Raw genomic sequence first — 21,014 nt, 5'->3', positions numbered from 1 at the left:
CCACTGATTCAAGCCGATGCGCGCGAACGAACCATGGTTCGTGACGCGCGAGTGCGCTCGGAGACGAAATTGCGGCGCTTACGCGGTCTTGCCGCTCACGCGAAAAAGCGCAGCGCAATCGGGTAGAGCGATGCGACGAGCAGTACCGCCATCGCGATATTGAACGCGCGCAGCCAGCCCGGTTTCGACAGCAAGCGCCGCACTGCGGTGCCGAACGCGGCCCACAGGCAGATACACGGCAAGCCGATGACGTAAAACACGGCCGCCATGATCGACGCGTTGACGTCGAAGTCGGCGCTCAGGTGAATCGTGGTGGCGGCGGTGAGCACCATCATCCACGCCTTTGGATTGATCCACTGGAAGATCAGCGCCTCGTAGAAGCGCATCGGGCGGCGTTCGCCTTCGCGGACGCGCACTTCGCCGGACGTGCCGATTTTCCATGCGAGATACAGCAGATAAACCACGCTGGCCGTTTCGAGCACCGTGTAAAGCAGAGGAAACCGTTGAAAAACCGCACCCAGACCGAAGCCGACCGACAGCATCAATACGACCACTCCGGCGCTGATGCCGAAAATATGCGGCACGGTACGCCTGAAACCGAAATTCACGCCGGACGCGAGCAGCATTGTGTTATTGGGGCCGGGCGTGATGCTGGTGACGAGCGCGAACAGAATGCCGGCGGGCAGGGCGCTCAGAAGCTCGACGGGCATGGGCAGTCTCCGATTGTCTGATGAAAGTGGCTTATCAGGTTAGACGCTAGTCTAGCGACGTCGGCCAGTACAGTACCGATACAGATGTGCAAATGAAATCCGGTACAGAAAATGGACGGGCCGTGCTTCGTCAGGCATTCGGTAAAGCGACGGTGAAAATGAGCCGGGAAGGTTTCCGCACATTGCTTCGCTGCCCACGAGCCATGGCGGTGAAGCATTGAACGCGGCGAGATCATCAAGATTCCGAAGCACCACGATGAGGGCCGTCCTGGCGAACGTGAACTTCCCGAAGCGACGCTTGATGGCGCTCCTCAAGACTTTCTCAAACGGAAATCACATGTTCGCCACGTTCGACGCCGAGCGTGGCACATTCTCGATGCCCAGCGCGTCCGGCACCTGTGACAGCGCGGAATGCCTCAGATGATCGAGTGCCGCCTTGCGTTCGATTTCGGCGGCCGCCCGTGTGGTGAATATCTGGTACACCGCATCGGTCAGTACATCCTGCTCCTTCATTTCCTTGTCGTTGAAGAAGGCCATGTGCCCGATCACTTCGCCCCGGGTGCCGAAGATCGGTATGCCGTAGTAGCTCTCGTACGCCTTGTCGCGTGGGAACAGTTTTCCGACACCCAAAGCATGAAATACCGGACGGCCGTTGCTGTACACCGCCTCGCACGGTGTGCCTGCGAGTTCGAATTCGATGTTTTCGCGGAAGTCGTCTCGAAGCCAGTAAGCAAGCGTCTGAACGCTTTTTGGCGGCCATCCGGTGCATTCCGTGATGAACGCGCATGGCACATCGAGCGCGGCGGCGAAGTGGCGCACAAGCGCACGGAAAAACGCCTCGCCTCCCATCCCCGCGGTGCCTTCCACGATGTGCTGCAGGACGCTCTCGATGTGCTTCACCCGCGTGATATCCGTGTCGAGCGCAACGAGCCGCAATGGCTTACCGCTTGCGTGGCGTATAACGGTGCCGAGCGAACTCACCCATCGATACTGGCCATCCCGGTGCAGGATTCTGAACTGATGTTCGAACGGGTGCTCGTGTCCTTCCATGCGACAACGAAGGGTCGCATCGACGCCTGCGATGTCCAGCGGGTGAATATGCCCGCGCCAGTTTTCGAGTGAATCCGCGAATTCGTCGTCGCCATATCCCAACATGCATTTCCAGCGAGTGGACAGAACGAATTCGTTCGTCTGGAGGTTCCATTCCCATGGGCCGTCGTCCGCGATGCGCATCGCCAGCGCGTATCGCTCTTCGCTGTACTGAAGTTCCGCCTCGAGCGCCGAGCGCTTCGCATCGGCGACACTCAGTGCACTGCCCAACGATGCCGCCTTGTCCCGCAGTTCGCCAACGGCTCGCCGCACTGCCTGCACTTCATCGATCGACTCGCCCCTCGCGTCGGAGCCCGTCGCATTTCCAAACGTATGCAGAATGGTCCGCAACGGACGGCATATACGACGCTCCGCCACCGTACCCGTGACGACGAGCAGCACGGCAAACGCTATTGCGATAACAACCAGCAGACCCCATCGCGCCTGCCCGTGTGCCCATGCGGAAACCGGTCCAACAGCCAGCCCGACGAGCAACAGCATCGCGCAGACGGCAGCCGGCCAGATCAGCTTCCATTTGAGACTCATGCGAAGGGCCCCACTATCGAACTTCAAGCGATTCTGTTCTTCCAAAAGATAGGCGAACATTCCGCGCTGCACCAGCGCGCAAAGGAGGTTCAAACAATGGGAGAAAAATGCGATCCAATCGTGACGGATTCGTGTTGGCTATCCGCCACAGTGGTGTTTATCGCACCGCCGACGCGGAGTGCCCGATGCTTACCACACCTTTCGCTGCGGCCCATACGGTACCCACCTTGGCAGGCATCGGCCTGCGCGCTGCATTTCCTCGAGCAGATACGCGTCGTGTATCCGCTGAGCTTGCATGGCGTCGGGTTGAGCCCCGGATCGACCATCGTTGGCTTCGAACCTGGCCGCTGACGGGCGAGCACGACCGCTCAAAGGCGCTCACGCCATCGCCAGTTCGACAGTGAAGGTCGTGCCAAGACCTGGCGTGCTCTTGACCCAAATCTGCCCGCCATGCAGCTCGATGATGCGACGCGTGATGGCGAGTCCAAGTCCCGCGTTGCCTGCGTCGCCCGATTCGCCGCGATCGGCGCGATAGTAGCGATCGAACAGATTGCCGATGTCGTCATGATGGATACCCTGGCCCGTATCGCTGACCTGGAGTTCGACCCGGTCCCCCTTCTGATGCACGCCGACGCTGATTTCTCCGCCAGCGGGCGTATAGCGCATGGCGTTTTCAATCAGGTTCTCGAGCACACGCTCCATCATTCCGATATCGGCGCAAACGGGCGGGCAGTCCGCGCTTACGCTTGCGCTCAGCCTGAGGTCACGCTTCTCGGCGCTGAGCGCGAACTTCTGTACGACGTCCTGCGCTAGCTCGTTGATCGGAAATGCCTCGACCTGTGGCTTCACTTCGTTCGCTTCCAGCTTGGTCAGATCGAACAGGTCGCGCACGAGCCTCGCGAGCCGCTCACAATGCTTGACCGCAATCTGCAGATATCGGAAGCGGTCTTCCTGCGACAAGCCATCGTGCTTGATAAGCACCATCTCAAGATATCCCTGCATCGATGCAAGCGGTGTTCGGAGATCATGCGACACGTTGGCGAGCAACTCACGGCGCCCGCGATCCGCCTGTTCAAGCTGTGCGAGTTGCATCGCGATGCGCTCGGACATCTCCTGAAACGCGGCGATGATGCGCCCGATCTCGTCATCGTTGCCGTCGGACGTCTCCACCCGTATCGGCTTTGCGAAACCGCTGGCCCGAAACGCCTCGATGGCGGACGCGAGCCGGCGAAGCCTGAGCGTGAGAAAGCGGAAAACGACCAGTGCGGCGATCAGGCTGAATGCCACCGTGCCGACCACCAGATTGGCGACGAGTTCGAACAGCCGCTGCGTCTCGAACATGCGTTGCGACGTCACGATCATGACCGCACCGATCGCGATAAACACCACCATCAGCGAAATCGCGAGACGGCCGTACAAGGTGGCGAGCAGACGCGATTCAGTCTTCGGGCGCATTGCGGAACTTGTAGCCGACGCCCCATACCGTCTGAATGTATTCCGGCGAGTTCGGATCGATTTCGATCTTCGCGCGCAGCCGATTGATATGGGAATTGACCGTGTGTTCGTAACCGCTATGGCTATAGCCCCATACCTGGTCGAGCAATTGCCCGCGTGTGTAGACGCGTCCGGGGTTCTGCGCGAAGTGAAGCAGTAACTGGAATTCCTTGGCCGTCAACAGGACAGGTGTGCCACGCAAAGTCACGTCCCTCCTTTCGACGTCGATCCTCAGATCGTTGCATTCGATCAGCGTGTGCGCGCCGGCAGCGGTATTGGCCAGCATGCCGACGATCCGGAAAATCGCTTTTACACGTGCAACGAATTCCAGCACGCTGAACGGTTTCGCCAGATAGTCGTCCGCGCCCATCTCGAGGCCCAGCACGCGGTCGAGCTCGGTCGATTTCGCCGTCAGCATCAGGATAGGCGTATAGCGGCGCTCCGACCGCAGACGCCGGCAGATCTCCAGCCCGTCGACGCCTGGCAGCATCAGATCGAGCACAACCAGGTCGTACGGTCTGGCAAGCGCTTCAGCGAGCCCGGCCCTGCCGTCGTTGAGCACCGTCGTCTCGCAGGCGAGGCCCGCCAGCTGCATGCGCACGAGTTGGGCGATGTCATTGTCGTCTTCGATCACCAGCACGTTGCGAGACATGGCCTGCATCCTCAACCTGGGAGACGCGATCGCCCGTCGGAATGCGTGAATTCGATGGGTCTAGATCATTCTAGATCGCCGATGGAGCGTGTCCAGCGGATCGCGCATCGTGATGAAAATTTGACTTCCGGGCAACCAGGCCGTGCATGGTATTTCGCAGCCTTCATCCTGGGACACAGGCAAGCGCGCCTGCCCTCATCACCCCCCAAAAGGAGGCACCACGAAAAGCGAACGCATCATTCAAGGCGCCGTTGCGAGTCTGCTTGCGATCGGCGTCGCGACGGCCGGTACAGCCACGTTTGCGGCCGGCGACTTCGAGAAATGCGCGGGTGTCGCCAAGGCAGGCAAGAACGACTGCGGCACCAGCAAGCGTTCGTGTCCCGCTACCGCAAAGATGGACCGCGATTCCGAAGCATGGATTCTCGTTCCCAAGGGCACGTGCGACAAGATCGCGGCCGCTCATCCGCAGATGTCGGAGTTCGCCAAGCCCGGCGGAAAAAGCGGCGAATCGGCCTGCGCAACAGCATCGGTGGTGACTTCGACCTTGAAGACGGCAACCGCCTCGTGCAGGGATCGGGCCTGCTCGTCCATCGAATGAACCGCGGCGGAGGCCTGCTCGACCAGCGCCGCGTTCTGCTGCGTCACATCGTCCATCTGGGTAATCGCCCTGTTGACCTGCTCGATGCCGGCAGTCTGCTCGTCCGATGCCGAGGAGATCTGTTGCATGATGCTCGCAACCTGGTGAACCGAAGACACCAGCTCCCTGATCGTATTCCCTGCGTCTTCAACCAGCTTCGATCCCTGTACCACGCGCCCGGCCGACTCACCGATCAGCGCCTTGATCTCGCCCGCGGCCGACGCGCTGCGTTGCGCGAGCGTTCGCACTTCGGTTGCCACTACGGCGAACCCGCGGCCGCCTTCTCCCGCGCGAGCCGCCTCCACCGCCGCATTCAGCGCGAGAATGTTGGTCTGGAAGGCAATGCTTTCGATGACCGAGATGATCTCCGACATCTTCATCGAACTCTCCGATATGCCGCGCATGGTATCGACGACGCGTCCGACGGCGTCTCCACCCCTGCCCGCCGTGCCGGCTACCGACTGCGCGAGCCGCGTTGCCTCGCGCGCGTTGTCCGCGTTCTGCCTGACCGCGCCGGTCAGTTGGTCCATGCTGGACGCGGTCTGTTCGAGCGACGCGGCCTGCTCCTCGGTACGCTGCGACAGGTCGGCATTGCCCTGAGCGATCTGGCTGGCCGCGATCGCAATCGAATCGCTCGACGATTTGATCCCGACGACAATCTGGGCGAGCTGATCCTTCATGAGCGCCATGGAATGCATGAGGCTGTTCGTATCGCCCTTTCTGGTGATGACCGGGACCAGCAGGTCGCCGGACGCGATCTTCGCGGCCAGTTCCGCCACTTTCGCCGGCTCGCCACCAAGCCTGCGCGAAAGCGCAAGCGTGATGAGTACGGTCACCAGCAGGCCGGCCACCACCGCCGCCACGGTGACCGACAGGAGCAGGCGCTTCGCGCTCAGATAGGCAGCATTGGCGACGTCGCCCTCGTCGCTTGCGCCCTGCAGATTCACATTGGTGATGACGTCCAGTTCCTTTTCGATACTGGCACGCAACGCATTGCCCTCGCCGGCGAGAAGGGCCGCCGCCTCGCCCGCATGCCCGTCCCTGACCAGTGCGCGAACCCGCTTGTCCACCTCCAGGTATCGGGTCATCAGCGCCTGAATATGCGAGTACGCTGTCTGCTCCGCGGTTTCGTGCAGGTCCGTTTCATACTCGCCCGCGGCTTTCCCGTAGGCGTCCAGCGCATGGCCGACTTCCACATCGACCTGTTTCGCCTCTTCGGGCGTTTGTGCCGTGACTTCACGAAATTCCTGAAGCACCACTTCCTTTAAGGCTGCCCGCATCTGTGCGCTCGCCTCGATGCTGGAAATCCAGTTATCTCTCAGCGATTCGACATGGTCGTTCTCGGTGTAAATGCCGGAAAGGCCGAGCATGCCGACGCCGATCAGCATCAGCAGAATCACTCCGAATCCCGTCACAAGCTGCGTGGCCACTTTCATGCTGCCAGGTAACTTCACGATACCACCCCGTATATTGATGTTGTCAAAGAGAGCGCACTCCTGTGCGTCTTAATGTCCATCGAGCGCTGGGGCAATCCTGCTTTCAGTGTGCTTAACCGGACCGTCCCATCAACAGACCACTCGGTCTCCCGGTGCCGGAAGGAAAAGGCCACGCCGCAACGACCATAGGATTGAGTCGGTGGACGTCACGGGTAATGACAAGCGAACGAAAAAAAAACTGGCGAACCGGATCGGGTCCGGAAAAGCAGGTTACGAACGCAGGAAAATGGTCACGCCATCCTGGCGTGACATTGTTGTGACATCTCGAATGCGTTCTGGCCACACTTCGAGCGGCCGTTGGCCGCCCGGTGGTCAGAGGACGATCAAGTCGATTCGCGGCATCCCTGCGGAGAATATCTAGCGCTGGACGCGTCATCCCTTCTATCGTGGCCATCGAACGGGCCGGTGCCGGGAAACCGGCGGCCGGACAGCTGACGCGTCAGCAAAACGGACTCCATCTCAACACTGTGAGGGTCGAGGCCGTGCCTGCAAAGCAGGGGCGGCAGGCGCTGTCGTCACGACGTCTGTCGCTGACGAACCGGATGGATTGGTCTCACCCTTCTGTGCCTCCTTTTTGGCAGCGTAGGACATGGCCGGATCCCGCTTGTTTCCCTTGTTCTGCGGGAACTTGCCGCTCAACTCCGCGGCAATCAGATCCGCGCGAACCTGTTCGCGCGTTAGCGAAGCGGCGGTGACCGCATGACCAGGCAGCGACCACGTGAATACGGTCGCAACGATCAAAGCATAGTTAGAACGTTTCATGCCGATGTCTCCTTAAGTCATTGCCGTCCGTCGTTTGCAACGGCGTTGCGCGTATCGTAACCGCGCAGAGCAGGGCGAAGAAGGCTCGCCGGCTGAATAACACAGATTCCGTGGCGCGAACGATGTCGCGCACCGCGTGGTTAAGGCATCTATCTCGTTCAGTCTTAAGCGAACGTGTCAAACATCATGGTTTGTGATCCGAATCGATAGGGGACATCGCTTCTTGGTCGGGCCATGCTGCTAATTTTGGATCACAGTGTTCTCCATAATTTCATCTTCTATGTCCAACGCGGCTGGAACTGATTTGCCAAAAAAGCACGGCCCCGATAGTTCACCCCGCCAAGGCGTTGCGTCCTGCGAGCAAGGATCGCGTTAAGGTCAGCTGTGGCGCGAGGCGGCCGGATCGATACGTGCACTTTGACAAGCTATGTAAGAAATAAGTATGGTTAGATCTGCTTGTCGTGCTTATCCAGATCAATAGTCCTTATGAAAAGGCGCTGAAATAACACGTCCCATCGGGAGATCACAAACATGAGAAAGAGCCTTATGTTTGCTGCGTCGTTGAGTGCGTTTTCAGCAGCAGCACTCGCACAGAGCAGCGTCTCACTGTATGGCCTGGTCGACGCGGGTATCACGTACACGAACAACGTGAAGGGTCACTCGCTCTGGCAGGAAACAAGCGGCGCAGTCAATTCGACCCGCTGGGGCTTGCGTGGTACGGAGGACCTGGGTGGCGGTCTGAGTGCCATTTTTACTTTGGAAGGTGGCTTCAGCACCAACAACGGCACGCTTAGCCAGGGCGGCCGCGAATTTGGCCGTCAGACGTTCGTCGGCCTGGCCGACTCCAAATTCGGCGCGCTGACCTTCGGCCGCCAATAATGACTCAAGGTTTTGGCGTCAACCCGACCACGGCCGGCCAGACCATCTCGTTCGGCGGCAACAGCGTTCACTTCCAGAACTTCGAATTGAATGGGCACTATGCGCTAACGCCGGTCGTTAGCCTCGCGAGCAGTTACACGTACACGCAGGCCAATTTCGGCGCGGGCTCGGAGCCGAAGTGGGGGCAGGTGAACCTGCAGGCGGCCTACTATCTTTCGAAGTTGACGACGGTGTATCTGCAGGGCGAATACCAGCACATGATGAACCGCGAAGGGCTGAATGGTCAGACCATCCGCGCGATGATCAATAACACTGCCAGTGGCGGTGCGTCGTCGACGGGTAACCAGGTTGCTGTGACGGCGGGCCTGCGCGTACGCTTCTGAACCGGCCGGCATTGCCGCATTGAGGGTACCGCTGATCCGCCTCCCTTGATGCAGGCAGCCAGCGGGACGCAGAAACCATCCGCCACCGACCTCGCAATGAGGCGGTGGGCAATGACAAAGGATGTCACTTTTTGCGGAGCGTTTTCTGAATTTGTGAAACCAGATAAATTAAGTGTTAACGGTTATGAGTTGAAACGCCTATCTCACATGGTTACGCCGCCGGTTAGCGGAACGGAGGATGTACCGCCAGTCTGCAGAGCCCGGGCCTCGATCACTCGGGCAACGTCTTGCTTGAGCAGGTAGACAGAGACAACGAGCAAAACCAGATCCTTCAAAAGGAAGGCCGAAACGATGGTCATGGCAGGAAAGCCTCCCGCGGCGGCATCCCACGCGCCAGGTGCGAATGGAAAGATCGAGAAAGTAGCAATGAAGCTGAACGTGGAACCGAGCGCGCCGAGCACACCCAGTTTCTTGTTCCAGTACCCGAGGAACAGCAACGAGCCAAAGGTCCATTCGGCGGTTCCAAGCAGAATGCTGGTGCCTCCCACGCCGAGGACCGGAATCATCCAGAAGATAAGCGGGCCGTGGGTGATTAACGGAACAAGATCTGTAATTTCGGCATTAAACCATTTGTCGTAGCCGAACCACGCGAAGATGATCACCATTGCCGCGCGCAGCAGGTGGTAGTCGAGATTGCGCGTCAGAAGACCCGAACGGCCAAGCAGGTTGACAAGGTAATTCATGAATTTCTCCATGTTGGAATTGTGAGGCCTTCGGCATCGGTGGCAGCCTGCGAAAAACCGTACCCACATGGCTATCCACCCGCTGTCGTCCACGGGCCATTCAAACTCGAAGAATAAGTTCAAAGGAAGAGGCTGTTGCGTACGTTCGCACGCTCATTTAGTTGCCTCTGCCCGAGGTCAAATTGAACAGATCGGTCAGGTGTTGGCTTCGATCCGTCAAGACAGGTTGCCAAAGCAATTCGAACATGTCGCTGCCGTGGCTTGTTCAATTCGACCGCTCGCACGTTCGAATTCGATGAAAGTGCAAAGGATGGTATGGGCTGCGGCTGCAAGGGATATTTTCAGGTATCCGTTGCAAGTTCTCACGTGGACAAAGCGTCATTGCGAAACTAGCGCGAGCCGTCAGTCGGCAAGCGTTGAATTCAATGCGAGGAGGGACAGTGGCAGAAACCGACAACAAAGAAAGCGCACCGCCCTGGGACGCTGCGCGAGTGAACCTCATGTCGAGAGAGCTTGCGCCTGGTGTGTTCGCGGTGATGCCTGACGATGTGCTCGCCAAAGACCACGTAGGCACCACCGCGGGTTTCGTGATTGGCGAGCGCGGTGTGCTCGTCGTCGAGTCGATGTTGAACGGCGATCTGGCGTCACAACTCATTGGACTGGTGCGGCGGGTGACAGCCAAACCCATACGCTTTCTCGTCAACACGAGCTATCACGGCGACCATGCGTACGGGAATTACCTGTTTCCCGACAGCACTGTCGTGATCCAGCATCCGGCGACCCAACGCTACATGGCGGAAAATTTCGAGGAAGATCGCCGTTTCATGATCGGCCTGATGGGTCAGGGAAAGGGGATCGAGCGCGTGCAGGTGCGTACCGCCGACATCACGGTCCCGCAGATGCTGGGCGTCGACCTCGGCGATCGCATGGTCGAAGTGCGTCACTTCGGCTTCGCGCAAACGCCCGGCGATCTCGTCGTATGGGCTCCCGATGCCAGGGTGCTGTGGGTTGGCAATATGATTCAAGCGCCGTCTCCAGCGCTTCCCTGGCTCCTCGAAGGGCGGCACAAGGAGACGATCGCTACCTTGACCCGCGTGCGCGAATTCCTGCCCGAGGACGCCATCATCATTCCCGGTCACGGCCGCCCGATGCGCCCCGCGGATATCGAGTTCCCGCTTCTTTATCTGCGTGAACTCGATCGCACCGTACGCAAGGCCATTGCCGAGGGCCGATCGGTCGAGGAGACCGTCGATGTCGCCGTTATGCCGCACTATTGCTCGTACAGCCTCTTTGATTGGGCGCACAAGATGGTCAATGTACCTGCCGCTTACAGGGAGGCTTATCGCGAGAGTCAGGGCGGACTAGCGTCCGACACGTGAGGACGTGGCATGGGCGTGAGCTCGCTGCGCGGATTGAATCCATCGATGGCGTCAGTCGATTCGATACGCTTCGATGGCCGCTTCGTTCCATGACAATCCGTTGCCCGCTTTGCTGGTTGGGACCGCAAATCCGTCTTCGATACGCAGCGGCTCTTCCAGTACGGCATCCGCCCAATCGACGTATTCCAGCCAATGGGCGGTCGGTGTCGCGGCAAGCAGGTGTGCGCTGACTTCGGGGAAGAGATGCGACGAGACTTCGCGCCCGACCGACGCCGCGATGCCGGACGCGAGGCGCCACCCCGACACGCCTCCGATGCGGTCGAGATCGAACATCAGGTAGTCGCTCGCATCGGCCTTCGCGGCCTCGAACACCGGTTGCACCGACACGAAGTTCTCACCGAGCTGGACGGGAGTATCGATGCGTGCGGCGATTTGCGCGAGCTGTGCATAGCTGTCGTGCCGGATCGGCTCTTCGATCCAGTAAACGCCTTCGCCGTCGAGCATCGGACAGTATTCGAGCGCTGTCGCGATGCTCAATGCCTGGTTGAAATCGGTCATTAGCACGACGTCGTCGGGCAGACGCTTGCGCACGGCGCGAACTGCGGCCAGGTCGTCTCCGAAAGAGGCGCGTCCGAGTCGCATCTTGACCGCGCGGAAACCGTCCGCCAGCAACGCCTCCGCTTCGTCGGCCGCGCGTGGCGGCTCGACGAGTCCGAGGCCGTTGCTGTTATAGGCGGGTATAGGCCGTGGCGATCCGCCGAGCAGCGTCGCAAGCGGCACATTCGCGGCGAGCGCGAGCGCGTCCCACGCGGCGGTATCGATTGCCGAGGCGAGCATGCAGAGGGGGCCATACAGCCCGGTGAGCTTGAAATAGCGGGAGAGCGCCTTGCCGATGTCGAGCGGACAGACGGGCTGCGCGGCGAGGAACGCGCTCAGGTCCGCGACCATCGCTGACATCGCGCGTGCAACCGTATCCAGATAGCAGAACGCGTAGCCGTGACCCGTGATGCCTTCGTTGGTTTCCAGCGTGACCAGCAACAGCGGAGCGGCGTTGAAAGTCTGCGCGCTCGTACCGAAGGTACGTCGCATCGGTACCGACACCGCAGTGGCGGTAAGCGAGCGGATGGTCAGCGAGGATGTCGTCATCGGGATGTCTCCTGCACGGATTTGTCCGGGGGGAAGCGGCTTCAGCCGGATGTGTGCCCGCCGGCGCTCGGTTCGGGATTGTCGGCAATTGTCGTGCTTCCCGGCGTTGGCGCGTTCAACGCCTCGCCCATCGGCGCGACGCCGCCGCCCAGCCACGGCAATGCGAGGCGGTTGCCGCTTTCGAGGTCATGATGCGTCGCCGACGTCATGCCTTCGGGAAACGTATCACAGAAGATGTCTGCCGCGCGTCGCGCTGCCTGCGTGAATGGTCGATCGGCTCATAAAACCGCGATATAGGCTCACGAGGCAGAGGTAACAGCGCAGAGCCGCTTATTTGCTGGAATACGGCGTTGTCTCAATGAACGGGATAGTAATTTCCGGGTAATAGGTGCAAGGATTCGACGGTTAAGACCTACACTTTCCCTGTCGCCGCGAGAACGCTTAAACGAATGGGCAATCGCGAGCAAAGGCGTAATCCGTCATCTATATCCGAATTGGAGTACTTATGAACACGAAGATCATTGCAACAGTGCTTATCGCCGCGTCCGCAGCCCTGGCCGCTCCTGCTTTTGCAAGCGGATACGGTCCCGCTCCGTTCTATCATCCGTCGACCGGCGCACCGGTTTCGCAACGTGGTCAAAGCGCGCAAACGCTGGCTGCTGAAGCGCAGCAGCAGAATGACAGCTCGACCGCGTACGGTGGCGTGTCCAGCGGTACCAGCCAGGCCGGTACACGTGCGGCTACGCAAATCGATAGCGTGCGGGGCCTGGATTCGTCGCTTTATCGCCACCACTAAGCTATCGGTCGCGTCGTCTGCCGGGCTATCGGGTCGGGCAGCAGGCAGCCGGGCACCCTTGGAGCCCGGCTGCTTTTTTTTAACCACGAATTCCGGGTCAGCCTCAAGACATCGAATGCAGTGATCCGAAATAGCATGATTGTGAGTCAGACGAAAATTGCCCTCGCTTGTCTCCGTGACTTACTGTTTGTACTGTCAGTCACGTGAACAATCACTGGTGAGGAACGAAGAATGGATACGGGTACAAGAACAGGAAAGGGCGACAGGGGCGACCGACGCTACGAGGTAATTAGCGAGATATTGGAGGCGAGGCAGACGGCGCAATTGGAACAGTTCGTCGCATTTGTCGTGCATGAGATCAAGCAGCCAATTACCGCGACGCTGATCTCCGCGCAGGCCGCTCGCCGCTGGTTAGCTGTCAACCCACCTAATCTGACGGAAGCGCAGGAAGCTTTAAGCAACATCGTTCGTGCAGCGATGCGGTCGGATGAAATTGCTAACCGGGTTCACAAGCTTGCGACGCGAAGGCGAAAACGCCTATTGAGGTCGCGGCGGCTGGGGCAATCAAGGAGAAAAGGGCCCGGCTCAAAGCCGGGCTAATGGAAATGATCCACGGCACCACTGGGACGGGTAAGGAGGTTAGTGATGCCGTTAATAAGAGTACATGTGATATCGCTTTTCGGGAAGCGCTTTATAAGCGAAACCTGTTTTTTATTAAAATAATGGTTACAAATTGAACGGGAATCCAGGCTGCGTGTACCAGCTTTCAAGTCTTGTTGAGCCGCCTGTCTATGTACTCGCGAATCTGTTCGTCAACTTTCTAAAATCATTTTTAGAGGTTACATGGCAATATCGTGCCGTTCCTACGTCAGACGAAGAGAGTCATGTCTTACGCGTGGAACACGCGACGGGATCTTGATCGGCCTGCCGTAACGCATCGCGATATCCTGGAATTCGAGAATAGTGCGGATCGGAAGTTAAAGATAAACGTGATTTTCAGACTGGTGTTGCGAAATGAAATGCACACGTTGAGGCTGGAGCTGCGTGTGGAATATTTTCGACGCAAAGACGTTCTTCTCGCTAAGCAATGTAGACGATGGCATGCATCGCCCGCCAGAATACGCCGGCATGGCGGAGCGCAGTTATTCGCGGCACTGGGCCTTTCGCGAAGCGTTCCAGTGCAAATGCCTAACACTTACTATTTCGCGTCTTCATTTGACATGTCGAAAGGTATTCTCGCACCAGCAGTCCTGCTCGCCTCATTCTCGTCCTTGCTGCTGTGGGGACCAGCGTTGTTAGAGTTTGCATTTTCCATCCTGATTGGTATTCCTCCCAGCCGATCTGCGAACTGGACGCGCTATCGGTCGATCATGACTGGCTCGCGCGAAAGCGCTTCGTGGGTCAACCACGATGTCAGCCGTTTGCTGGAAGCGCCGGTCATTTTTTATGTCCTTTCTCTGGCGCTGGCCGTGGCGGGCCAGCCAACCCGATTCGACTTTTGCACTGCCTGGACATACGCAGTCATACGGATGGCATACAGCATTAGCTGGACGGTGCAAACCAGCAATCCAGTACGTGCCGTATTGTTCTTCTCGTCGGTGTGCGTGCTGCAGTTACTGACCATACAGTGCGTGCTGCAACTACTGGCGCCCTAGCGCTCCGCCTGGCACGAGCGCTTTCGAGTGGTGGATCATGCGCCCGGCGTGCAGCGGCAGCGCTCGCGAAGATCTTCGAAAGGCGGCGACTGCGCAAGCTTTGTTCCCGCTTTTCCCAGGGAAACCGATCAGCGCATGGTGCTTGGCGCATGGTGTGCTTGCGAGAAGTTTGCTTTGGCGCGACGCGAGACAGTATGCTTTGTGAAGGCAGGTTTCTACAGCGGCGTAGGCGTGACCTCCATGCTGCCGCGCAGCATGGAGCGCCGCAAAGGCTCGGTGATATGGACCAGGCGGACAGCGCGATTGTCTACGTTGTGGATGACGAAGAACCGATACGAGAGTCGTTACGCGATCTGTTACGCTCCGCCGGATTCACCGTCGAGACTTTTTCGAATGCGGACGAGTTCCTTGCATTCGAAAAGCCCGATGCTGTCGCCTGCGTCGTTCTGGACGTGCGCCTCAAAGGACAAAGCGGCCTTTGCGTTCAGGAGTGTCTTAACGCAAACCACGTGCGCCTGCCCGTCATTTTCATGACCGCGCACGGAGACATTGAAATGTCGGTCAAGGCGCTGAAGCGAGGCGCAGTCGATTTCTTCACCAAACCGTTCCGCGAACAGGATCTGCTCGATGCGGTAGCGGCCGCGCTGGACGCCGATCGTAAGCGTCGCGAAGAAACCCGCTCGCGCGATGGACTCATGCGCTGCTATGACTCGCTCACGCCGCGCGAGCGCGAGGTAACGGAACTGATCGTCAGGGGTTTTCGCAACAAGGAAATCGCCACGCAAATGGCTCTTAGCGAAGCCACCGTCAAAATCCATCGCAACCAGGCAATGAAGAAAATGGGATCGTGCTCGCTTGCGGAACTCGTCCTCAAGATGCGGGCACTTGAAGTCGACCCGGAGGTCGCTGCGCCAGGTGCGCTCAAACCGGTGCGATAGGGGATCCTGCAGGTTCGTGCGAAAACCTGTTGTGTCGTTGTTGCCCCCGCACCCGGTGTTCTTCGACGCTCATCGGCTCGAGCATCAGGTATACAGGCTCGATACCGGCGAAGGGCCGTCGCCGGTTTCGGTTGCGGCGGCCGCCTCGGCCTGCACGAAAGCGGCTTCAAAATCGCCGAATTCCATGTTGTCGACCTTGCCATCGTGATTGCCATGTTGATCCATCAGCTGTCCCAGGCTCTGCGCAAACGAGGCGCTCCCACCATCCGTGTCTGTCTTTGCGAGGCCCGCAAGGAACTCGCTGTGAGAGATCGAACCGTCTCCATCGGCATCGAACGTCGCGAAGAGCTGGTCCGCTTGCGCTTTGCTGCCGCCGAAATCTGTCACGAGCTTCTCGAATTCGGCTTTCGACACGCCACGGTCCAACGAAACGAGTGGCCGCGCCGCAGCCGGCTCGGACGATCCAGCGATTTGCGGGCCCAGCGGATTGGAATGAAGCGTCAATGCCGTGATGCCTTTGGCCGCCAGCTGTGCGAACGCCTGGGCGCTCGGGTCGAAGGTGACCGGACGCGAGGCAGCGGGAGCTTCGCTTGACGACGTTCCGGGCTCGACGTTCGAGGGTTGCGCGGGAGTGGTGTCCATCGGCACGAAGAATAGTGAGTCGGCATTGCTGCCGGACGATCGTTTGCCGGTGGGGATGGTGTATCTGTCGTTGAACAACTCACTGATGGGTGTTAGCGCCATGATGACTTCCTTGCCAATAATGTGGTTTGCGACTGCCGACCTGGCGATGCGATGAGCCGGTCGGCTCCGCGCATCGCCTACCCTGGACGAGTGTAGCGATCCGTCAGAGTGTGAAAACAGCAAATAGCGGAACAAAAGGGATACATATCAAGCGACTTTTGCGTGACGGTCCGGAATCACTTCCGATTACAGAACTCGAGATCGTGAATCGAAACGATCTGGACCGCAGCCTTATATGAGCTTCCATTTTTATGATCCGCCGTCTGTATCGCTGATGCGCCATCCGCGGTGCAAAGCCGATTCATCCCTCCGCAGAATCCATGAGCGGTAACTTGAATTCGAAGATCGCGCCGCGCGGTCGATTGGCGCGCGCGCTGATTTCGCCGCGATGCGCAAGGATGATCTTGCGGCATATCGCCAGCCCGAGCCCCATGCCCTCGGCTTTGGTGGTGTAGAGGGGATCGAAGAGCTGTTGGGGATCGTCGACGGCGAACCCGGGCCCGGTATCGATGAACGACATGCCGAAATAGGCTGTATCCGGTTTGAAGCAGGAGATATGCAGTTGCCGCGCGTGTCCGGCATTCTGGGACATGGCATCCAGTGCGTTGTTCGCGAGATTGACCACGACCTGCTGGATCTGGACACGATCGGCGCGAATCGGAATAGCTGTATCGTCGATAGAGGCAACAACAGAGACGCGCTCGCGTGCAGCGCGCCCTTCCACAAGGGTGAGTGCTTCGCGTACCGCCTCGATGATGTCGATCTCGGCCAGTTGAGTGACGGAGCTGCGCGCGAGCGCTCTGAGGCCACTGATCACCGACGCCGCGCGGGCAGTCTCGTCAGACATGCGCTTCAGGGACTCGCGGACTTCCTTGTCACCACCGGGCTTATCGAGCCAGCGAAGGGAGCTTGCCACGCCGAGCCGGATCGCTGTAATGGGCTGGCTGACTTCGTGAATGATCGAAGCCGCAAGCTCGCCCAGCGAAGCGAGACGCAGCGCTGTCGCCAGCTCCTGCCGGGCCGCATTGAGCCGTTCTTCATCACGTCGACGCTCGGTCACATCCATCAGCACGCCGTAGTAAGTCGGATCGCCGACATGATCGACGTCGAGAGCTCCTTCGCACGCAATGTACTTAAGCTCACCGTCGAGCTCGATACGGTACTCGAACTTGAGCGGTGCGCCGCGCGACACGCAGTCCGCAAGCGTATCGATGATGCGCTGCCTGTCTTCAGGGACGATCTTCGATGTCCATTCGCCGAAATCGATCTCAGCGAGCGCAGGATCGTAGTCAAAGAGCTTGTAGCACTGAAGCGAGCCGAACGACTCCCCGGTGCGCGTGTTGTAACGGAAGTCGCCCATCCGTCCGACCTGCTGATGCTTGATCATCGCGTTATGTGTTTCGCGAAGGGTCTCTTCCGCGGTAGCCCGGACACGCTTCTCGGCCTCAAGGCGCTGGCCAAGCCTCAGACAGGCAATGGCCTGCGCGGCGTTCGCGGCGAGGACCTCAAGGGCTTCCGTCATCGAGTTGCTTGCGGCCTGCCCCGTCCCAAGCTCGACGCAGACTATGCCGAACCGTCGGCCCGAAATCCCGATCGCGGCACTTAACACGACGGGGTGGAAGCCATTGGTCCGTCGTTGTTCCGCGAATGGAAGACCGAAGCTGATCGTGGTTTCTTCAAGCAGGCTGGGATCGATCATGTCGAGCGGCTTCGGCGCTGACAGATGGTTCCAGTGGGCGCCCGCCGGCAGTGCGATTCCGGGCGCCAACGACGCTTCGATCTCATGCCCCGCAAGAGCGTCAAGCTTCACATGACCATATGACGCACCGGTCCAATCGCGCACCTCGGCGAGGAGCCGGCGGGCGATCGCAATCGCTGTCCGCCCGCGCGCTATTGCCCGGCACGCCGCCGCGAGCGAGCGGCGGGGCCGGGCCGGACGTTTCAGGTCGGACGACGGAGGCATGGCGTTCCTGAAAGCGGGAAAAATCGGGAGATCGTTACAGATGACTAACTATTTTGCGCGGCGCGCTCAAACGCGTCTGTCGCGATGGACCCCGGGGGGCGGGCAAGAGCACCCGGCGCTCACCGTTCAGCATATTCCGGTCCCGAGTTTGAACTTGGCTTACCTCGCGGGCTACGGTACCTGATCGAAGTAGGGTACGCCGGTCCGATACCTGGAAATACGAACAATCGAGCATTTATCGGGTATCGACAACCCCGACTATATGGGCGGGACGCAGAATTCAGCCATCACCAGAAAGTGTAGTCCCAGGCGTCTGGTCGCCTGAGGTCCGTTCTTCGCCAGGCGTTCCGTCCGGCAGCCGGCATTGCGAGAGGTCGCCGCTGCGTGAGTACACGCATACAGAAAACTGTTGCCCGATTTCGTTGGCAATGGCGCATTTAAAGCGACAAAAACGCTTGCATTTCACGTACAGAAAACTATCTTGAGTTAACAAAATGACTCCAGCTCGGCACCGGAGGAGACCCATGCCGGCTACACGTACGATGATTGCGCGTCGCGCCGGGGTCAGTGTGGCCACGGTGGATCGCGTGCTGCGCGAAGACCAGGGGGTGCGCCCCGAAACAGCCGAACGCGTCCATCTCGCGCTGGCCACGCTGCGTGACGAGCGCGCGAGTCGCGGCCGGCCGCCGAAAGCCAGCTCCTTCAGGGTCGCTTTCGTTTTGCCGCAAATCAATTCCCGCTTCCTCGCTCAAGTCGAGCGCGATATCGCGCTATCGGCCAGTTTCTTTCGCGAGCATCGAATCGTTCCGTCGTTTTATCGCTGCGATCTGTCCAGCCAGCGGGACGCCGCTTCGCTCGCCGGGCAACTGATCGACTACGACGCGCTCGTGCTCGTGCCGCTCGATTACCCATGGGTCGAGCGGATGATTCAGGACATGGCCGACGCGAATGTGCCCGTCGTCACGGTGTTCTCCGATTTGCCGTCCAGCGCTCGCGCTGCCTATGTCGGTGTCGATAACCGCATCGCGGGACGAACTGCCGCTTTGCTCATGGGCCGCTTTATCGGATCTCGCATCGGCACTGTGGCGGTGTTGTCTGCATCGTCGCGGCTGCACGACCAGCTCGAGCGTCGCACCGGTTTTCTACAGGTGCTCGAAGAGGACTTCCGCAACCTGCGCTGTGTCACCGAATCCGATTTCACTGAAGACGACGAGAGCGCTGGGCTCGCGGTGCAAGGGCTGATCGCCGGACACCGCGATCTGGTCGGCGTCTACGTGACGGGCGGCGGTATTTGCGGCATCGCCGCTGCGTTGCAGGAGCTCGGCGACAAGGCGCGCGTCGTTCTGATCGGACACGAATGCACGGGCGACGCACGCACGCAACTTTCCGAGCGCGCGATCGACGTGATCCTCGATCAGGACGTGCGCGGCATCGTCCATTGGGCGGGCCTTGTGGCCATCAATTTTTTGAACGACGTGCGTGGCGTGCCTGGCATTCCGACGCCCGAAACCCGAATTTATCTTCGTGAGAATGCGCGTGCCTGACACTCGCGACGCGCGGAACGTACTGTGAATCCGCCAAGGCCCGAATACAGCGTCCGGCGCATGGGCGCTGCCCGTCATCAGGTTGAAGACCCAAGAAGACAAGGAGAAGACAAATGTTACGTCTGACGTCAGCAAGGGTAATCGCGGCGGTTTTCGCGTCGATGGGGCTTTGCTTTGGATCGGCGGCGCACGCGCAAGACAAGCAGCTCACGCTCTGTTGGGCCGCGTGGGATCCGGCCAATGCTTTAGTCGAATTATCAAAGGACTTCACAGCCAAGACCGGCATCAAGATGAAGTTCGAATTCGTGCCGTGGACGAGCTACGCGGACCGCTTCCTCAATGAGCTCAATTCGCACGGCAAGTTGTGCGATCTGATCATCGGCGATAGTCAATGGATCGGCGGTGCCGCGGTCAATGGGCACTACGTAAAGCTCAACGACTTCTTCGCGAAGAACAAGATTTCGATGGACGATTTCGTGCCGGCCACCGTCGTCGGCTACGCGGAGTGGCCGAAGAACACGCCGAACTACTGGGCGTTACCGGCGATGGCGGACGCAGTGGGATGGACCTATCGGAAAGACTGGTTCGCAAGACCTGAGCTGCGCGCCGAGTTCAAGCAGAAATACAACCGTGAACTCGAGCCGCCGACCACGATGGATGAGCTCAAGCAGACCGCCGAGTTCTTCCAGGGCCGCAAGATCGACGGAAAGACCGTGTACGGCGTCTATATCTTCACGGAGCGCGGCTCGGAAGGCATCACGATGGGCGTGACCAACATGCTCTACAACTACGGCTTCGAATATCAGGATCCCAAAAAGCCCTATCACCTCGAAGGCTTCGTCAATTCGCCCGGCGCCATCAAAGGGCTCGAGTTCTACAAGGCGCTTTACAAATGCTGCACCGCGCCGGGCATGACGAACGCGTATATGCAGGAAGGACTCGACGCGTTCAAGTCAGGTCAGGTTGCGATGCAGATGAACTGGTTCGCCTTCTTCCCCGGACTTTATAAGGACCCGAATGTCGGCGGCGACAAGATCGGATTTTTTGTGAATCCGAAGGAAGTCAAACAGTTCACCCAGCTTGGCGGGCAGGGCATATCGGTCGTCTCGTATTCGGACCACAAAGCGGATGCGCTCGAATACATCAAGTGGTTTGCACAAGGCGACGTGCAGAAAAAGTGGTGGCAACTCGGCGGCTACTCGGCGGCGAAGTCGGTCGTCGATGCTCCCGACTTCCCGAAGAGCGCACCGTTCGCGCCCGCCTTCCTGAAGTCGATGTCCATTGTGAAGGATTTCTGGGCGGAGCCGGCCTACGCCGAGTTGTTGCTCGATATGCAAAAGCGCGTGCACGACTACGTGGTGGCCGACAAAGGCACCGCGAAAGAAGCGCTGGATCTGCTGGTCAAGGACTGGAACAAGGTCTTCAAGGCAGAAGGGAAGAACTAGGACGGCAGGGACG

General features: G+C 59.3%; 18 protein-coding genes and 2 pseudogenes. 9 read left to right on the top strand and 11 right to left on the bottom strand.

Annotation, left to right across the window (positions count from 1 at the left end; translation table 11 throughout):
* Nucleotides 1–95 precede the first annotated feature (95 nt).
* The 4 genes from ACYPXD_RS11535 to ACYPXD_RS11520 all read right to left on the bottom strand — a co-directional run bounded on the left by ACYPXD_RS11535 (nt 96) and on the right by ACYPXD_RS11520 (nt 4,491).
* A complete protein-coding gene (locus ACYPXD_RS11535) occupies nt 96–710 on the bottom strand; it encodes a LysE family translocator (RefSeq protein ID WP_459710971.1) in 615 nt (204 codons plus the stop codon).
* Nucleotides 711–1,043: 333 nt separating this feature from the next.
* Nucleotides 1,044–1,943, bottom strand: coding sequence for a PAS domain-containing protein (locus ACYPXD_RS11530; RefSeq protein ID WP_459710966.1), 900 nt, complete (start codon nt 1,941–1,943; stop codon nt 1,044–1,046).
* 780 nt (nt 1,944–2,723) lie between these two features.
* Nucleotides 2,724–3,800 (bottom strand): sensor histidine kinase, encoded by a 1,077-nt coding sequence (locus ACYPXD_RS11525; protein ID WP_459710962.1) that lies wholly within the window; start codon nt 3,798–3,800, stop codon nt 2,724–2,726.
* The gene (locus tag ACYPXD_RS11520; protein ID WP_459710960.1) at nt 3,784–4,491 is read right to left on the bottom strand and encodes a winged helix-turn-helix domain-containing protein; all 708 of its coding nucleotides are present in this window, start codon (nt 4,489–4,491) and stop codon (nt 3,784–3,786) included. Before ACYPXD_RS11520 ends, ACYPXD_RS11525 begins: the two co-directional genes overlap by 17 nt.
* Nucleotides 4,492–4,633: 142 nt before the next feature.
* Here ACYPXD_RS11520 and ACYPXD_RS11515 point away from each other — a divergent pair.
* A pseudogene (locus ACYPXD_RS11515) lies at nt 4,634–4,936 on the top strand (BufA1 family periplasmic bufferin-type metallophore); the annotation flags it as partial.
* Nucleotides 4,937–4,950: 14 nt separating this feature from the next.
* Here the strand turns inward: ACYPXD_RS11515 and ACYPXD_RS11510 are convergent.
* Nucleotides 4,951–6,564, bottom strand: a complete 1,614-nt coding sequence (locus ACYPXD_RS11510) for a methyl-accepting chemotaxis protein (protein WP_459710958.1) — start codon at nt 6,562–6,564, stop codon at nt 4,951–4,953.
* 519 nt (nt 6,565–7,083) lie between these two features.
* Nucleotides 7,084–7,386, bottom strand: coding sequence for a hypothetical protein (locus tag ACYPXD_RS11505; protein ID WP_459710956.1), 303 nt, complete (start codon nt 7,384–7,386; stop codon nt 7,084–7,086).
* Between the two features lie 531 nt (nt 7,387–7,917).
* On the opposite strand from ACYPXD_RS11505, the pseudogene ACYPXD_RS11500 reads away from it, so the two are divergent.
* A pseudogene (locus ACYPXD_RS11500) lies at nt 7,918–8,648 on the top strand (porin).
* A gap of 203 nt (nt 8,649–8,851) precedes the next feature.
* Here the strand turns inward: ACYPXD_RS11500 and ACYPXD_RS11495 are convergent.
* Entirely contained in the window at nt 8,852–9,391 is a 540-nt protein-coding gene (locus ACYPXD_RS11495) for a DUF417 family protein (protein ID WP_459710954.1), read from the bottom strand.
* Nucleotides 9,392–9,831: 440 nt separating this feature from the next.
* On the opposite strand from ACYPXD_RS11495, the gene ACYPXD_RS11490 reads away from it, so the two are divergent.
* Nucleotides 9,832–10,770, top strand: a complete 939-nt coding sequence (locus ACYPXD_RS11490; RefSeq protein ID WP_459710952.1) for an MBL fold metallo-hydrolase — start codon at nt 9,832–9,834, stop codon at nt 10,768–10,770.
* A gap of 51 nt (nt 10,771–10,821) precedes the next feature.
* On the opposite strand, the gene ACYPXD_RS11485 is transcribed toward ACYPXD_RS11490, so the two are convergent.
* Both ACYPXD_RS11485 and ACYPXD_RS11480 read right to left on the bottom strand, forming a co-directional pair.
* Nucleotides 10,822–11,916, bottom strand: a complete 1,095-nt coding sequence (locus ACYPXD_RS11485) for an enolase C-terminal domain-like protein (protein WP_459710949.1) — start codon at nt 11,914–11,916, stop codon at nt 10,822–10,824.
* Between the two features lie 41 nt (nt 11,917–11,957).
* Nucleotides 11,958–12,125: a hypothetical protein gene (locus tag ACYPXD_RS11480; RefSeq protein WP_459710947.1), complete on the bottom strand. Its 168-nt coding sequence runs from the start codon at nt 12,123–12,125 to the stop codon at nt 11,958–11,960.
* Nucleotides 12,126–12,421: 296 nt separating this feature from the next.
* Here ACYPXD_RS11480 and ACYPXD_RS11475 point away from each other — a divergent pair, with 296 nt between their 5' ends.
* From ACYPXD_RS11475 to ACYPXD_RS11460, 4 genes are all read left to right on the top strand, one after another.
* Nucleotides 12,422–12,712: a hypothetical protein gene (locus tag ACYPXD_RS11475; protein WP_459710945.1), complete on the top strand. Its 291-nt coding sequence runs from the start codon at nt 12,422–12,424 to the stop codon at nt 12,710–12,712.
* Between the two features lie 231 nt (nt 12,713–12,943).
* Entirely contained in the window at nt 12,944–13,312 is a 369-nt protein-coding gene (locus tag ACYPXD_RS11470; protein WP_459710942.1) for a histidine kinase dimerization/phospho-acceptor domain-containing protein, read from the top strand.
* 284 nt (nt 13,313–13,596) lie between these two features.
* Entirely contained in the window at nt 13,597–14,367 is a 771-nt protein-coding gene (locus tag ACYPXD_RS11465; RefSeq protein WP_459710938.1) for an MAPEG family protein, read from the top strand.
* A 281-nt stretch (nt 14,368–14,648) separates the two neighbouring features.
* Nucleotides 14,649–15,305, top strand: a complete 657-nt coding sequence (locus ACYPXD_RS11460) for a response regulator transcription factor (RefSeq protein ID WP_459711462.1) — start codon at nt 14,649–14,651, stop codon at nt 15,303–15,305.
* A gap of 84 nt (nt 15,306–15,389) precedes the next feature.
* Here ACYPXD_RS11460 and ACYPXD_RS11455 read toward each other — a convergent pair whose 3' ends face one another.
* Complete coding sequence (locus ACYPXD_RS11455; RefSeq protein ID WP_459710936.1) at nt 15,390–16,049, bottom strand: hypothetical protein; 660 nt, start codon at nt 16,047–16,049, stop codon at nt 15,390–15,392.
* Nucleotides 16,050–16,350: 301 nt separating this feature from the next.
* The gene (locus ACYPXD_RS11450; RefSeq protein ID WP_459710933.1) at nt 16,351–18,012 is read right to left on the bottom strand and encodes an ATP-binding protein; all 1,662 of its coding nucleotides are present in this window, start codon (nt 18,010–18,012) and stop codon (nt 16,351–16,353) included.
* A gap of 524 nt (nt 18,013–18,536) precedes the next feature.
* Here ACYPXD_RS11450 and ACYPXD_RS11445 point away from each other — a divergent pair.
* Nucleotides 18,537–19,556, top strand: coding sequence for a LacI family DNA-binding transcriptional regulator (locus ACYPXD_RS11445; RefSeq protein ID WP_459710930.1), 1,020 nt, complete (start codon nt 18,537–18,539; stop codon nt 19,554–19,556).
* A 113-nt stretch (nt 19,557–19,669) separates the two neighbouring features.
* On the top strand, nt 19,670–21,001 hold the full coding sequence (locus ACYPXD_RS11440) for an ABC transporter substrate-binding protein (RefSeq protein ID WP_459710928.1): 1,332 nt from the start codon (nt 19,670–19,672) through the stop codon (nt 20,999–21,001).
* Nucleotides 21,002–21,014: the final 13 nt, after the last annotated feature.

Source organism: Paraburkholderia sp. 2C, assembly GCF_054589215.1.
The sequence above is the reverse complement of the archived record's forward strand: the minus strand, read 5'-3'. Positions and strand labels throughout refer to the sequence as shown.

Bases quoted from the DNA above. Each gene is read 5' to 3' on its own strand.
- ACYPXD_RS11535 (WP_459710971.1), bottom strand. From the start codon at position 710: ATGCCCGTCGAGCTTCTGAGCGCCCTGCCCGCCGGCATTCTGTTCGCG.
- ACYPXD_RS11530 (WP_459710966.1), bottom strand. From the start codon at position 1,943: ATGCGCATCGCGGACGACGGCCCATGGGAATGGAACCTCCAGACGAAC.
- ACYPXD_RS11525 (WP_459710962.1), bottom strand. From the start codon at position 3,800: ATGCGCCCGAAGACTGAATCGCGTCTGCTCGCCACCTTGTACGGCCGT.
- ACYPXD_RS11520 (WP_459710960.1), bottom strand. From the start codon at position 4,491: ATGTCTCGCAACGTGCTGGTGATCGAAGACGACAATGACATCGCCCAA.
- ACYPXD_RS11510 (WP_459710958.1), bottom strand. From the start codon at position 6,564: ATGAAAGTGGCCACGCAGCTTGTGACGGGATTCGGAGTGATTCTGCTG.
- ACYPXD_RS11505 (WP_459710956.1), bottom strand. From the start codon at position 7,386: ATGAAACGTTCTAACTATGCTTTGATCGTTGCGACCGTATTCACGTGG.
- ACYPXD_RS11495 (WP_459710954.1), bottom strand. From the start codon at position 9,391: ATGAATTACCTTGTCAACCTGCTTGGCCGTTCGGGTCTTCTGACGCGC.
- ACYPXD_RS11485 (WP_459710949.1), bottom strand. From the start codon at position 11,916: ATGACGACATCCTCGCTGACCATCCGCTCGCTTACCGCCACTGCGGTG.
- ACYPXD_RS11480 (WP_459710947.1), bottom strand. From the start codon at position 12,125: ATGACGTCGGCGACGCATCATGACCTCGAAAGCGGCAACCGCCTCGCA.
- ACYPXD_RS11475 (WP_459710945.1), top strand. From the start codon at position 12,422: ATGAACACGAAGATCATTGCAACAGTGCTTATCGCCGCGTCCGCAGCC.
- ACYPXD_RS11470 (WP_459710942.1), top strand. From the start codon at position 12,944: ATGGATACGGGTACAAGAACAGGAAAGGGCGACAGGGGCGACCGACGC.
- ACYPXD_RS11465 (WP_459710938.1), top strand. From the start codon at position 13,597: ATGTCTTACGCGTGGAACACGCGACGGGATCTTGATCGGCCTGCCGTA.
- ACYPXD_RS11460 (WP_459711462.1), top strand. From the start codon at position 14,649: ATGGACCAGGCGGACAGCGCGATTGTCTACGTTGTGGATGACGAAGAA.
- ACYPXD_RS11455 (WP_459710936.1), bottom strand. From the start codon at position 16,049: ATGGCGCTAACACCCATCAGTGAGTTGTTCAACGACAGATACACCATC.
- ACYPXD_RS11450 (WP_459710933.1), bottom strand. From the start codon at position 18,012: ATGCCTCCGTCGTCCGACCTGAAACGTCCGGCCCGGCCCCGCCGCTCG.
- ACYPXD_RS11445 (WP_459710930.1), top strand. From the start codon at position 18,537: ATGCCGGCTACACGTACGATGATTGCGCGTCGCGCCGGGGTCAGTGTG.
- ACYPXD_RS11440 (WP_459710928.1), top strand. From the start codon at position 19,670: ATGTTACGTCTGACGTCAGCAAGGGTAATCGCGGCGGTTTTCGCGTCG.